General features: G+C 64.3%; 10 protein-coding genes. 5 read left to right on the top strand and 5 right to left on the bottom strand.

All coding sequences use genetic code 11. From position 1 onward, the window contains the following. Positions 1 to 2 precede the first annotated feature (2 nt). The 3 genes from trhO to DM807_RS25580 all read right to left on the bottom strand — a co-directional run bounded on the left by trhO (position 3) and on the right by DM807_RS25580 (position 1876). Entirely contained in the window at positions 3 to 935 is a 933-nt protein-coding gene (gene trhO / locus DM807_RS25570; RefSeq protein WP_012271027.1) for an oxygen-dependent tRNA uridine(34) hydroxylase TrhO, read from the bottom strand. A 109-nt stretch (positions 936 to 1044) separates the two neighbouring features. Further along, positions 1045 to 1341: a BolA family protein gene (locus DM807_RS25575; RefSeq protein ID WP_060492590.1), complete on the bottom strand. Its 297-nt coding sequence runs from the start codon at positions 1339 to 1341 to the stop codon at positions 1045 to 1047. Positions 1342 to 1351: 10 nt separating this feature from the next. Then, positions 1352 to 1876 carry a DUF2059 domain-containing protein gene (locus DM807_RS25580; protein WP_003252642.1) on the bottom strand — a complete coding sequence of 175 codons (525 nt, stop codon included), beginning with the start codon at positions 1874 to 1876 and terminating at the stop codon, positions 1352 to 1354. A gap of 154 nt (positions 1877 to 2030) precedes the next feature. On the opposite strand from DM807_RS25580, the gene DM807_RS25585 reads away from it, so the two are divergent. Next, positions 2031 to 3425, top strand: a complete 1395-nt coding sequence (locus DM807_RS25585; protein ID WP_060492591.1) for a class II fumarate hydratase — start codon at positions 2031 to 2033, stop codon at positions 3423 to 3425. A gap of 45 nt (positions 3426 to 3470) precedes the next feature. Here the strand turns inward: DM807_RS25585 and DM807_RS25590 are convergent, their stop codons facing one another. Together DM807_RS25590 and pap are read right to left on the bottom strand one after the other, a co-directional pair. After that, positions 3471 to 4433, bottom strand: coding sequence for a DMT family transporter (locus DM807_RS25590; protein WP_012271024.1), 963 nt, complete (start codon positions 4431 to 4433; stop codon positions 3471 to 3473). A 193-nt stretch (positions 4434 to 4626) separates the two neighbouring features. Then, positions 4627 to 6120, bottom strand: a complete 1494-nt coding sequence (gene pap / locus DM807_RS25595; RefSeq protein WP_012271023.1) for a polyphosphate:AMP phosphotransferase — start codon at positions 6118 to 6120, stop codon at positions 4627 to 4629. Positions 6121 to 6256: 136 nt separating this feature from the next. On the opposite strand from pap, the gene mnmC reads away from it, so the two are divergent. From mnmC to DM807_RS25615, 4 genes are all read left to right on the top strand, one after another. Next, positions 6257 to 8221 (top strand): bifunctional tRNA (5-methylaminomethyl-2-thiouridine)(34)-methyltransferase MnmC2/FAD-dependent 5-carboxymethylaminomethyl-2-thiouridine(34) oxidoreductase MnmC1, encoded by a 1965-nt coding sequence (gene mnmC, locus DM807_RS25600; protein WP_012271022.1) that lies wholly within the window; start codon positions 6257 to 6259, stop codon positions 8219 to 8221. Positions 8222 to 8364: 143 nt separating this feature from the next. Beyond that, positions 8365 to 10152, top strand: a complete 1788-nt coding sequence (locus DM807_RS25605; RefSeq protein WP_012271021.1) for an N-acetylglutaminylglutamine amidotransferase — start codon at positions 8365 to 8367, stop codon at positions 10150 to 10152. 3 nt (positions 10153 to 10155) lie between these two features. Continuing rightward, on the top strand, positions 10156 to 11901 hold the full coding sequence (gene ngg / locus DM807_RS25610) for an N-acetylglutaminylglutamine synthetase (protein WP_012271020.1): 1746 nt from the start codon (positions 10156 to 10158) through the stop codon (positions 11899 to 11901). A 180-nt stretch (positions 11902 to 12081) separates the two neighbouring features. Continuing rightward, positions 12082 to 13266: an osmoprotectant NAGGN system M42 family peptidase gene (locus DM807_RS25615; protein ID WP_012271019.1), complete on the top strand. Its 1185-nt coding sequence runs from the start codon at positions 12082 to 12084 to the stop codon at positions 13264 to 13266. The last annotated feature ends 66 nt before the right edge of the window (positions 13267 to 13332 follow it).

The following is a 13332-nucleotide window of genomic DNA, read 5'->3' on the forward strand; positions in this document are numbered from 1 at the left end:
CATCAGGCCTCGGCTTTGTAGTTGTAACCGATCGGGTGCGGCAGGTTGCGGGCCTTGGCCAGCTCGATCTGCTTCTGCCGGTCGATGGCACTGCGCCGGGTCTTTTCGCTCAGGGTGTCCCAGCAATGCGGGCAGCTGACACCTGGCGAATAGTGCTCGGACGCACGCTCCTGTGCATTGATCGGGTGGCGGCAGGCGTGGCACTGGTCGTACTCGCCTTCGCTCAGGTCATGGCGCACCGTGACGCGGTTGTCGAAGACGAAGCAGTCGCCGTCCCACAGGCTTTCTTCCTGAGGCACTTCCTCGAAGTATTTCAGGATGCCGCCCTTAAGATGATAGACCGCATCAAAGCCTTCACCGAGCATGTAGCTGGAGGCTTTTTCACAGCGGATGCCACCGGTGCAGAACATGGCCACTTTCTTGTGCTTGCTCGGGTCGAAGTTGGCCTTGATGTACTCCGGGAATTCACGGAAGGTTTCGGTCTTCGGGTCGATGGCGCCCTTGAAAGTACCGATGGCCACTTCGTAGTCGTTACGGGTGTCGATCAGCAGCACTTCCGGGTCGCTGATCAAGGCGTTCCAGTCCTTGGGCTCGACATAGGTGCCGACTGCCTGGTTGGGGTCTACGCCCGGCACGCCGAGGGTGACGATTTCTTTCTTGAGCTTGACCTTGGTGCGGTAGAAGGGCTGTTCGTCGCAGTACGACTCTTTATGGTCGACATCGACCAGGCGCGGATCGTTGCGCAGCCAGGCCAGCAGGCCGTCGATGCCTTCGCGGGTGGCCGACACGGTGCCGTTGATGCCCTCGTGGGCCAGCAGCAGGGTGCCTTTGACGTTGTTGTCGAGCATGGCTTGCAGCAGCGGCTCGCGCAGCTCGATGTAGTCTTCCAGGGTGACGAACTTGTACAGCGCCGCGACGACGATGGCTTGGGACATGAAGCAGATTCTCCAGGTGGTTGCCCTCGTAAGGGGCGGACCGGATTGACAAATAAAAACGCGCCGACAAGCGGCGCGTTGCGAATTCTACCAGAACGACAAAAAGGTTTCAGTGCCCGCCGCCCGCACACACCGGCGAGGCCGGTGCAACGCCGACCTTGACCCACTCTTCGGCGGTGTAGGTGTGGATAGCCAGGGCGTGGATCTCACCCATCAGCTCACCCATGGTGGCATAGACCTTCTGGTGGCGCTTGACGCTGTTCAACCCGGCAAACTGCTCGCTGACGATCACTGCTTTGTAGTGGGTCTCCTGACCACGACTGTGCATGTGGCTTTCGTTGAGCACTTGCAGGTGTTGCGGCGCCAGCGTGGCCAACTGCTGTTCGATACGCTGTTGCATGGTCATTGCGGCGTACTCACTTCTTCGCCGGGGCGGCGGCCTTGCCTGCGTTCGGGTCCAGTTCCTTGGTCATGTCTTCCAGCAGCTTGTTCACCACCGGCACTGCTGGTTCCAGGCTCTGTTGGGTCAGCTGCGCCGACTGCTGGGTAACCTTGGGCATTTCACGCAGCACTTTCTTGCCCAGTGGCGATTCATAGAACTTGACCAGGTCCTTGAGCTCCTGCTCGGTGAAGGTCTGGGTGTACAGGTCGACCATCTTCGGCTTCAGCTTGTTCCAGCCGATGGCGTTGTCCAGTGCCGCGTTGGCCTTGGCCTGGTAGCTTTCCAGTACCGGCTGTTTGGCGGCCGGGGCCTTGGTCTGGGCGAAACGCTGGGCGAACATTTGCTGTACTTGCATGTACACCGGGGTGCCCAGCTTGTCGGCGTTGGCCAGGGTCAGGAATTTCTCGGCAGCAGCGTTGTGGCTGGCGGTGGCAGCGAGTACCTGGCCGCTGGCGCAAACCAGGGCAACGGCGGCACAAAGGACACGGAGACGGGTCATTGCATTTCCTTCAAAGAGACGGAGGCGGGTACCTCAGAGTAGAGCATTCTGCGCCGTGGTGGCGATGTGCTCAAGTGGCACGACGAGCGACGGAACCGCTCGGTCGAATCAGGGCCTAAACTGCGATTTCGAACTACACAGGAGTGAGTACAGAATGAGCCGTATCGAGACAGACAGCCTGGGCCCGGTCGAAGTTCCGGAGGACGCCTACTGGGGTGCGCAGACCCAGCGTTCGCTGATCAACTTCGCCATTGGCAAGGAACGCATGCCCCTCGCGGTGCTGCACGCCCTGGCACTGATCAAGAAGGCCGCGGCGCGCGTCAACGACCGCAATGGCGACTTGCCGGCCGACATCGCCCGGTTGATCGAACAGGCCGCCGATGAAGTGCTGGATGGCAAGCACGATGACCAGTTCCCGCTCGTCGTCTGGCAAACGGGCAGCGGCACCCAGAGCAACATGAACGTCAACGAGGTTATTGCCGGGCGCGCCAACGAGCTGGCCGGCAAAGGCCGTGGCGGCAAGGCGCCAGTACACCCCAACGACCACGTCAACCGCTCGCAAAGCTCCAACGACTGCTTCCCCACGGCCATGCACATTGCTGCTGCGCAGGCAGTGCATGAACAGCTGCTGCCAGCGATCGCCGAGTTGTCGTCAGGGCTGGCCGAGTTGTCGGCGCGCCACCACAAGCTGGTGAAAACCGGCCGCACGCACATGATGGACGCCACACCGATCACCTTCGGCCAGGAGGTTTCGGCCTTCGTCGCGCAACTCGACTACGCCCAGCGCGCCATCCGCGCCACCCTGCCGGCGGTGTGTGAACTGGCCCAGGGCGGTACCGCCGTGGGTACCGGGCTCAACGCCCCGCATGGTTTTGCCGAAGCCATCGCTGCCGAGTTGGCGGCGGAGTCCGGGCTGCCATTCGTCACCGCGCCCAACAAGTTTGCCGCCCTCGCTGGCCACGAACCGCTGACCAGCCTGGCCGGGGCCCTGAAGACCCTGGCTGTAGCCCTGATGAAAATCGCCAACGACCTGCGCCTGCTGGGCTCTGGCCCGCGCGCGGGGCTGGCCGAGGTGCGCCTGCCGGCCAACGAGCCGGGCAGTTCGATCATGCCGGGCAAGGTCAACCCGACCCAGTGCGAGGCACTGTCGATGCTGGCCTGCCAGGTGCTGGGCAATGACGCGGCGATTGGTTTTGCCGCCAGCCAGGGGCATTTGCAGTTGAACGTGTTCAAGCCGGTAATCATTCATAACCTGCTGCAATCGGTCGAATTGCTGGCCGATGGTTGCCGCAATTTCCAGCTGCATTGCGTGGCGGGTATCGAACCGGATGCCCAGCAGATGGCTGCGCACCTGGAACGCGGGTTGATGCTGGTGACCGCGCTCAACCCGCACATTGGCTATGACAAGGCAGCGGAAATTGCCAAGAAGGCTTACAGCGAAGGCAAGACCTTGAGGGAGGCGGCTTTGGAGTTGAAGTATCTGACCAATGAGCAGTTCGACCAGTGGGTGCGGCCAGAGAACATGCTGGCCCCAGGGGGGCATGGCTAACTCGGCCAGCCGCTCATTACCCGGGCATTGTGGGAGCGCGTAGGCTTAATGAACCTGGGCCAATCGCGCTTTGCGGGCCCGCCACCCGGCCACCAGCGATGGCCCCAGCGCCACCACCGCCGAGCCGAACACCACGGTTACCGCTCCCACATAGCCCAGGGCATTGATGTCCTCGGCATGTACGTACGCTGGCCAAATCACCGCCGCCAGCGCCACCGCGACAAAGGTCACCAGCGGCGTCAGCGCCAGGGTGGCACTCACTCGCGACGCCTCCCAGTGCGCCAGCGCTTCGGCAAACGCGCCATAGGCCACCAGGGTATTCAGGCAACAGGCCAGCAGCAGCCAACCTTGCACTGGGGTCAGTTGCAGCGCTTCCAGCGGGTGCACCCAAGGCGTGAGCAGCGCGGCGCAACTGAGGTAGATCACCATCATTACCTGTTGCGAATGCCATACGGTCAGCAATTGCTTCTGGCTCAGGGCGTAGAACACCCAGATGCTGGTGGCCAGCAGGATAGTCAGCACCCCGGTGGTGTAGGTGCCCAGCGACGTCAGCAGTTCTTCCAGGCGCTGGTTGAAAAACAGCCCAAAACCCGCCAGCAGAATCAGCAGGCCCACGCCCTGCCCCAGGCTGAAGCGCTCGCGGAACACGAATACGCTGGCCACCAGTAACAGCACCGGGCCGATTTGCACCACCAGTTGCGCGGTGCCGGGGCTGAGCAGCTTGAGACCGATCAGGTACAGCACGTAGTTACCCATCAAGCCAAGCACGGCCAGCACCACCAGGCCTTTGCCCTTGGGCGTAAGTTTGCGCACGGACGGCAAGCGCCGCTGAGCCGCCAGCCAGGCGAACAGCAGGCCGCCGGAGACCGACAAGCGATACCAGGTGACGGTGATCGGGTCGACCACTTGCAGCACCTGCTTGAGCTTGATCGGCAAGATACCCCAGAGCAGCGCCGTCAGAAGCGCCAGGAACAGCCCATAGCCCCAGCGGCCGGAAGTGGTGTGCATAAAATCCTCGATCAAACCCGTGGTGGGGGTGATTGGATTCTACGGACTTGGAGGGCCGTGGCGGGAAAGCGTGCCGAGAAAAGAATTCATCAGGTCATTCTTCGGCGGCATGGCTTGGTAAATGTGATGCCTGTTCTGGCCTCTTCGCGGGTAAACACGCGAAGAGGCCAGAACAGGCAACCAGGAACTTCGATTATTTCTTGTCCTTGGCAAACGCCGCTTCCAGCGCCTGGTTGATGGTGCGCAACACCTTCACCCGCGCCCAGCGCTTGTCATTGGCCTCCACCAGCGTCCACGGTGCAATCTCGCTGCTGGTGCGGTCGACCATGTCGCCCACTGCCTGGGTGTACTCGCCCCACTTGTCACGGTTGCGCCAGTCCTCCTCGGTGATCTTGTAGCGTTTGAATGGGATCTGCTCGCGCTCTTCGAAGCGCTCCAGCTGGGTTTGCTGGTCAATCGCCAGCCAGAACTTGACCACCACCACGCCGGCGTTCACCAACTGCTCTTCAAAGTCGTTGATCTCGCTGTACGCGCGCATCCAGTCGGCCGGGCTGCAAAAGCCTTCCACCCGCTCCACCAGCACCCGGCCATACCAGGAACGGTCGAAGATGGTGAACTTGCCACGCGCCGGTATATGCCGCCAGAACCGCCAAAGGTACGGCTGGGCGCGCTCTTCTTCGGTGGGTGCGGCAATCGGCACGATGCGGTACTGGCGCGGGTCCAACGCAGCCGCCACGCGGCGGATGGCACCGCCCTTGCCGGCGGCGTCGTTGCCTTCGAACACCGCCACCAGCGCGTGCCGGCGCATATGCTTGTCACGCAGCAGGCCTGCCAGGCGGGCCTGTTCGGTGACCAGCTGTTCCTGGTAGTCGGCCTTGTCCAGGCGCAAGGTCATGTCCAGGGCGCCAAGCAGGCTGCGGTCGTCGATGCTGCGGCCAAGCGGGGCCACGTTGCCCTGGTGCTTGCCCTTGGGGTTGTTGGCCAGGGCGGCTTGCAGGCTTTCCAGCAGGATGCGCCCCACCGCCAGGCTGCGATAATTCGGGTCGACCCCTTCGACGATATGCCACGGGGCATAGTCGCGGCTGGTGCGGCGCAGCACGCGCTCGCCAAAGCGCACGAACCGGTCGTAGGTTTCTGACTGCTGCCAGTCCAGCGGGCTGATCTTCCAGCTGTGCAGCGGGTCGTCCTTGAGCGATTTCAGCCGTGCCTTCATTTGCTTCTTGGACAGGTGGAACCAGAACTTGATGATCAGCGCACCTTCGTCACACAGCATCTGCTCCAGGCGCTCGGCGCCCATGATGGCCTGATCGAGCACGGCGTCCTTGAACACCCCATGCACCCGCCCCTGCAGCATCTGGCTGTACCAGTTGCCGAAGAACACGCCCATCCGCCCCTTCGGTGGCAAGGCCCGCCAGTAACGCCAGGCGGGTGGCCGGGCCAGTTCCTCGTCGGTCTGCTGGTCGAACGTGAGCACATCGATCATGCGCGGGTCCATCCACTCGTTGAGCAGTTTTACCGTCTCACCCTTGCCGGCGCCTTCGATGCCGTTGATCAGCACGATCACCGGGAAACGCGCCTGCTGCTTGAGTTCGTACTGGGCTTCGAGCAGGGCCTCGCGCAAAGCGGGCACCTCGGCGTCGTAAGCCTCCTTGTCGATGCTGTGGCCGATTTCGGCAGATTCGAACATGCACTGGCTCCTTCAATGGATAACCAAGACTAGCGGATTTCATTTCTGCCTGTACTGGCCTGTTCGAGAATGAACGCGCTCCCACAGCTGACCCGGATGACATAAAATCTCGCCATCCGCTGCAACCGAGCCAACCATGTCCACCCTCCTCCAGCACGCCCAGATCGACTGGGACGACCAGGGCCGCCCCCACTCGCGGCAATACGACGACGTCTATTTCGCGGTCAACGAAGGCATTGAAGAAACCAAGCACGTGTTCCTCGGCCAGACCCGCCTGGCCGAGCGCTTTGCCAACCTGGCGCCGCATACCTGCGGGGTGATCGGCGAAACCGGTTTTGGCACCGGGATGAATTTTTTCTGCGCCTGGCAGCTGTTCGACCAGCACGCTCACCGCGACGCGCGCCTGCACTTCGTCAGCGTCGAAAAGTACCCCCTTGGCCACGCTGACATGGCCCGCGCCGTAAGCCTGTGGCCTGAGCTAGCTGCCTATACCGAGCCGCTGCTGGAGCAATACGTGGCGGTACACCCAGGTTTTCAGCAGTTCACCTTCGCCAATGGCCGGGTCACCCTCACGCTGTTGATCGGCGATGTGCTGGAACAGCTGCCGCAACTCGATGCACAGATCGATGTGTGGTTCCTCGATGGCTTCGCCCCCGCCAAGAACCCCGACATGTGGACCCCAGAGCTGTTCGCGCAGCTGGCGCGGCTATCGCATCCGGGCACTGTGCTGGGCACGTTCACCACCACCGGGTGGGTACGCCGCAGCCTGGTCGAAGCTGGCTTCGCCATGAAGAAGGTGCCAGGCATCGGCAAGAAGTGGGAGGTGATGAGCGGCGCCTACGTCGGCCCCGTCCCCGGTCCCAAAGCCCCCTGGTACGCACGCCCAGCGGTTGCACAAGGGCCGCGCGAAGCGCTGGTGATCGGTGCCGGGCTCGCCGGCAGCACCACCGCTGCCAGCCTGGCCCGGCGTGGCTGGCAGGTCACTGTGCTGGAGCGCCACGAAGCCCCGGCCCAGGAAGCTTCGGGTAACCCGCAAGGGGTGCTGTACCTCAAGCTGTCTGCCCATGGCACCGCGCTGTCGCAGATGATTCTGTCCGGGTTCGGCTACACACGGCGCCAGCTCCAGCGCTTGCAACGTGGCCAGGACTGGGATGCCTGCGGCGTGCTGCAGTTGGCCTTCGACGCCAAGGAGGCCGAACGCCAGGGCAAACTGGCCGCCGCCTTCGACCACGACTTGCTGCACGCGCTGGAGCGCGCCGAGGCCGAAGCCATCGCCGGGGTGGCCTTGCCAGCCGGCGGGCTGTTCTACCCCGAAGGGGGTTGGGTGCACCCACCGGCGCTGTGCCAGCAGCAGTTGCAGCATCCAGGTATTCGCCTGCTGACCCACCAGGACGTCATCGAGCTGCGCAACATTGGTCAACACTGGCAAGCCTGGGCTGGCGATCGCCTGCTGGCCAGCGCACCGGTGGTGGTCCTGGCCGGCGCTGCCGATGTGCGCCGTTTCGAGCCTTGCGCGCAGTTGCCGCTCAAGCGCATCCGTGGGCAGATCACCCGCTTGCCGGCCACCGCCAGCAGCCGGGCGCTGCGTACCGTGGTGTGCGCGGAAGGCTATGTGGCACCACCGCGCGGGGATGAACATACCCTGGGCGCGAGTTTTGATTTCCACAGCGAAGACCTTGCGCCGACGGTGGCCGAACACCAGGGCAACCTGGCGCTGCTGGACGAGATTTCCGTCGACCTGGCGCAGCGGCTGGGCGTGGCTGAACTGGACGCTGAACAACTGCAGGGGCGTGCAGCGTTCCGTTGCACCAGCCCGGATTACCTGCCAATCGTCGGGCCGCTGGCCGACAGCCAGGCGTTTGCCGAGGCCTATGCGGTGCTGGGCCGGGATGCGCGGCAGGTGCCGGATGTGGCCTGCCCATGGCTGGGCGGGTTGTACGTGAACAGTGGGCATGGCTCGCGCGGGTTGATCACAGCGCCGTTGAGTGGCGAGCTGGTGGCGGCCTGGGTGTGCGGGGAACCGTTGCCGTTACCCCGCGCGGTGGCAGAAGCTTGTCATCCGAACCGGTTCGCCTTGCGTAGGTTGATTCGGGGCAAGTGATAGCTCTCGGGGCGTAGTGCGCCCCCAGGACTCAACGTCATATAACAGATTGTTCTAAAACTCTCGCAAAGCACACAGGTCAGTTCCTGAAGGTGCCCTAATCCGGGGCACCACCTCCCCAACGGAAAAACCGGTAAGGACTTATGTGCGGATTAGCAGGAGAGTTGCGTTTCACCCCTATCGACCAAGCCCCTCGCCCAGCCGACCTGGCTGCGGTAGAGCGCATCACCCATCACCTGGCGCCACGCGGCCCGGATGCGTGGGGCTTCCATAGCCAAGGCCCGATTGCCCTTGGCCACCGGCGCCTGAAAATCATGGACTTGTCCGATGGATCGGCGCAGCCGATGGTCGACAACACCCTGGGCCTGTCACTGGCTTTCAACGGTGCCATCTACAACTTCCCCGAACTGCGCCAGGAACTGCAAGACCTGGGCTACAGCTTCTGGTCCGACGGCGATACCGAGGTGCTGCTCAAGGGCTACCACGCCTGGGGCGCGGCACTGCTGCCCAAGCTCAACGGCATGTTTGCCCTGGCCATCTGGGAGCGCGATAACCAGCGCCTGTTCCTGGCCCGCGACCGCCTCGGCGTGAAGCCCTTGTACCTGTCGCGCAACGGCGAGCGCCTGCGCTTTGCCTCTACCCTGCCGGCGCTGCTCAAGGGCGGCGACATCGACCCGATGCTCGACCCGGTGGCGCTCAACCACTACCTGAACTTCCACGCCGTGGTGCCAGCACCGCGCACCCTGCTGGCCAACGTGCAAAAGCTGGAACCCGGCACCTGGATGCGCATTGACCGGCATGGCGAAGTAGAGCGCCAGACCTGGTGGCAACTGCAATACGGCGCCAACCCGGACGAGCGCGATCTCGACCTGGAAGGCTGGACCACCCGCGTGCTCGACGCCACCCGTGACGCCGTGGCCATTCGCCAACGGGCTGCCGTCGACGTGGGTGTGTTGCTGTCCGGCGGGGTCGACTCCAGCCTGCTGGTGGGCCTGTTGCGCGAAGTGGGCGTGGACGACCTGTCGACCTTCTCCATCGGCTTCGAGGACGCCGGCGGCGAGCGCGGCGACGAGTTCCAGTATTCCGACCTGATCGCCAAGCACTACGGCACCCGCCATCACCAACTGCGCATTGCCGAACACGAAATCATCGACCAGTTGCCGGCCGCGTTCCGCGCCATGAGCGAGCCGATGGTCAGCCACGACTGCATCGCCTTCTACCTGCTGTCGCGGGAAGTGGCCAAGCACTGCAAAGGCGTGCAGAGCGGCCAGGGCGCGGACGAACTGTTCGCCGGTTACCACTGGTACCCGCAGGTGGCCGGCGCCGAGGATGCCTTTGCTGCCTACCGCGACGCCTTCTTCGACCGCAGCCATGCCGAGTACCGCGATACCGTACAGGCCCCTTGGCTGTTGGAAACCGACGCCGCCGGTGACTTCGTGCGCGAGCACTTCGCCCGCCCCGGCGCACGGGACGCGGTGGACAAGGCGCTGCGCCTGGACAGCACGGTGATGCTGGTCGACGACCCGGTCAAACGGGTGGACAACATGACCATGGCCTGGGGCCTCGAAGCACGCACGCCATTCCTCGACTACCGCCTGGTGGAACTGTCGGCACGCATCCCGGCGCGCTTCAAGCTGCCCGACGGCGGCAAGCAGGTGCTCAAGCAGGCAGCACGGCGGGTGATCCCGCACGAGGTAATCGACCGCAAAAAGGGCTACTTCCCGGTGCCGGGCCTGAAACACCTGGAAGGCGCCACCCTGGGCTGGGTGCGTGAGCTGCTGACCGACCCCAGCCAAGACCGTGGACTGTTCAACCCGGCCATGCTCGACCGCCTGCTGAGCAACCCCCATGGCCAGCTGACGCCGCTGCGCGGCTCCAAGCTGTGGCAGCTGGCGGCGCTGAACCTGTGGCTGAGCGAACAAGGAATCTGACCGATGAAAGCCCATGAAATCGCTTACGGGCAGCGCCTGCTGCGCGGCCAGGCGCCGTCCTATGAGCGCCTGCAGGCGCGCCTGGCCGGCGACGGCAGCCAGCCCCACGACCAGCCGCGAGCCGTGCACTGCGGCTGGGGCCGGCTGCTGATCGGCCACACCTACCCCGACCCGGTTTCGCTGGCCGAGGACTTGCTCGACGAATGCCCCGGCGAGCGCGATATCGCCCTGTACGTGGCCGCGCCCCAGCAATTGCTGGCCCAGGCCCCACAGCAGTTGTTCCTGGACCCGTCCGACACCTTGCGCCTGTGGTTCACCGACTACCGCCCGGCGCAGCGGGTGTTCCGCGGCTTCCGCGTGCGCCGGGCGCAGAACCCCGCCGACTGGCAGGCGATCAACACCCTGTACCAGGCACGCAGCATGCTGCCGGTGGACGCCGAACTACTGACCCCTCGGCACCTGGGCGGCCCGGTGTACTGGCTGGCCGAAGACGAAGACAGCGGCGCTGTGATCGGCAGCGTCATGGGCCTGAACCACGCCAAGGCGTTCGATGACCCTGAGCATGGCAGCAGCCTGTGGTGCCTGGCCGTGGACCCGCACTGCACCCGCCCAGGCGTGGGTGAGGTGCTGGTGCGCCACCTGATCGAGCACTTCATGAGCCGGGGCCTGGCCTACCTCGACCTGTCGGTGCTGCACGACAACCGCCAGGCCAAGCGCCTGTACCAGAAGCTGGGCTTTCGCAACCTGCCCACCTTTGCGGTCAAGCGCAAAAATGGCATCAACGAGCAGTTGTTCCTCGGGCCCGGGCCGCAAGCCGACCTTAACCCCTATGCCCGCATCATCGTCGACGAGGCGTTGCGCCGGGGCATCGAAGTACAGGTGGATGACGCCGCTGGCGGCCTGTTCACCCTGAGCCTGGGTGGGCGGCGCATTCGCTGCCGTGAATCGCTCAGCGACCTGACCAGTGCCGTGACCATGACCCTGTGCCAAGACAAGCGCCTGACCCAGCACGCCCTGCACAACGCTGGGCTGCAGGTGCCGGCGCAGCAACTGGCGGGCAATGCCGACGACAACCTGGCGTTTCTCGACGAGCATGGCGCAGTCGTGGTCAAGCCGGTCGACGGTGAGCAAGGCCAGGGCGTGGCGGTGAACCTGACCTGCATCGACGACATCACCCGCGCCGTGGCGCACGCCCGCCAGTTCGACAGCCGCGTGTTGCTGGAAAGCTTCCATGCCGGCTTCGACCTGCGCATCGTGGTAATCGGCTACGAAGTGGTGGCCGCCGCCATCCGTCACCCGGCGCAGGTGCTGGGCGATGGCAAGCACAGTGTGCGCCAGTTGATCGAGGCCCAGAGCCGCCGGCGCCAGGCCGCCACCAGTGGCGAAAGCCGCATCCCGCTGGACGACGAAACCGAGCGCACCTTGCGCGCGGCGGGCTTGGGCTATGACGACGTGCTGCCTGCCGGCCAGCGTCTGGCCGTGCGGCGCACCGCCAATCTGCACACCGGCGGCACCCTGGAAGACGTCACCGAGCGCCTGCACCCGGTACTGGCCGACGCTGCTGTGCGCGCTGCTCGGGCGCTGGAAATTCCGGTGGTGGGGCTGGACTTCATGGTGCGTGACGCCGGGCAGCCGGAGTACGTGATCATCGAGGCCAACGAACGTGCCGGCCTGGCCAACCATGAACCGCAGCCAACGGCCGAGCGCTTTATCGACTTGCTGTTTCCGCATAGCCGACCTTTGGCCTGACAACTGCTCGGCGTTTTGTAGGAGCGGCCTTGTTTCGCGAAAGGGCCGCAAAGCGGCCCCAGCAATCTAAGCAGCGAAGCTGAAATCCTGGGGGCGCTTCGCACCCCTTTCGCGACACAAGGCCGCTCCTACAAAGACCGCGCCACAGCCTGGAATATCAACCCGACCGGAGGCCTGGACATGTCCGAACGACTCCCCGAACCCGATCTCGACTACCTCAAACGTGTGCTCCTGGAAATGCTCGCCATTCCCAGCCCCACCGGGTTCACCGATACCATCGTGCGCTACGTTGCCGAACGCCTGGACGAACTGGGCATCCCCTTCGAGCTGACCCGCCGTGGCACCATCCGCGCCACCCTCAAGGGCCGGCAAACTTCACCCGACCGGGCCGTGTCCGCCCACCTCGACACCATCGGCGCCAGTGTGCGCCAGCTGCAGGACAACGGCCGCCTGGCCCTGGCGCCAGTGGGTTGCTGGTCCAGCCGCTTCGCCGAAGGCAGTCGCGTCAGCGTGTTCACCGATACCGGGGTGTTCCGCGGCAGCGTTCTGCCGCTGATGGCCAGCGGGCATGCCTTCAACACCGCCATCGACCAGATGCCTATCAGCTGGGATCATGTGGAAGTACGCCTGGACGCCTACTGCGCCACCCGCGCCGACTGCGAGGCACTGGGCGTGAGCATCGGTGACTTCGTGGCCTTCGACCCTTTGCCCGAGTTCACCGAAAGCGGCCACATCAGCGCCCGCCATCTGGACGACAAGGCTGGCGTAGCCGCATTGCTGGCAGCATTGAAGGCCGTGGTGGAAAGCGGCCGGCAACCTTTGATCGATTGCCACCCGCTGTTCACCATCACCGAAGAAACCGGCTCAGGGGCAGCCGGTGCCCTGCCTTGGGACGTCAGCGAGTTCGTCGGCATCGACATCGCCCCGGTGGCGCCCGGGCAGGCGTCCAGCGAGCATGCCGTGAGCGTGGCCATGCAGGACTCGTCGGGGCCTTACGACTACCACCTGTCCCGGCACCTGCTGAAACTGGCCGGCGACCACGACTTGCCCGTGCGGCGTGACCTGTTCCGCTATTACTTCAGCGACGCCCATTCGGCCGTGACGGCGGGGCACGATATTCGCACTGCGCTGGTGGCGTTTGGCTGCGATGCCACCCATGGGTACGAGCGTACCCATATCGACAGCCTGGCAGCGCTGAGCCGGTTGTTGTCGGCGTACCTGTTGAGCCCACCGGTGTTCGCCAGCGATTCGCAACCGGCCAATGCGTCGCTTGAACGCTTCAGCCATCAGCTGGAGCATGATGCGCAGATGGAGAGCGATACGCGGGTGCCGACGGTGGATAGCCTGGTTGGCAATAAAGGCTGAAGGCCCTGGGGCTGTTATGCAGCCCCAAAACTCGAATGTTTCGCGTAGCATGGCCACACCTACTTC

The organism is Pseudomonas hunanensis, from assembly GCF_013393325.1.
Taxonomy (GTDB): Bacteria; Pseudomonadota; Gammaproteobacteria; order Pseudomonadales; family Pseudomonadaceae; genus Aquipseudomonas; species Aquipseudomonas putida_P.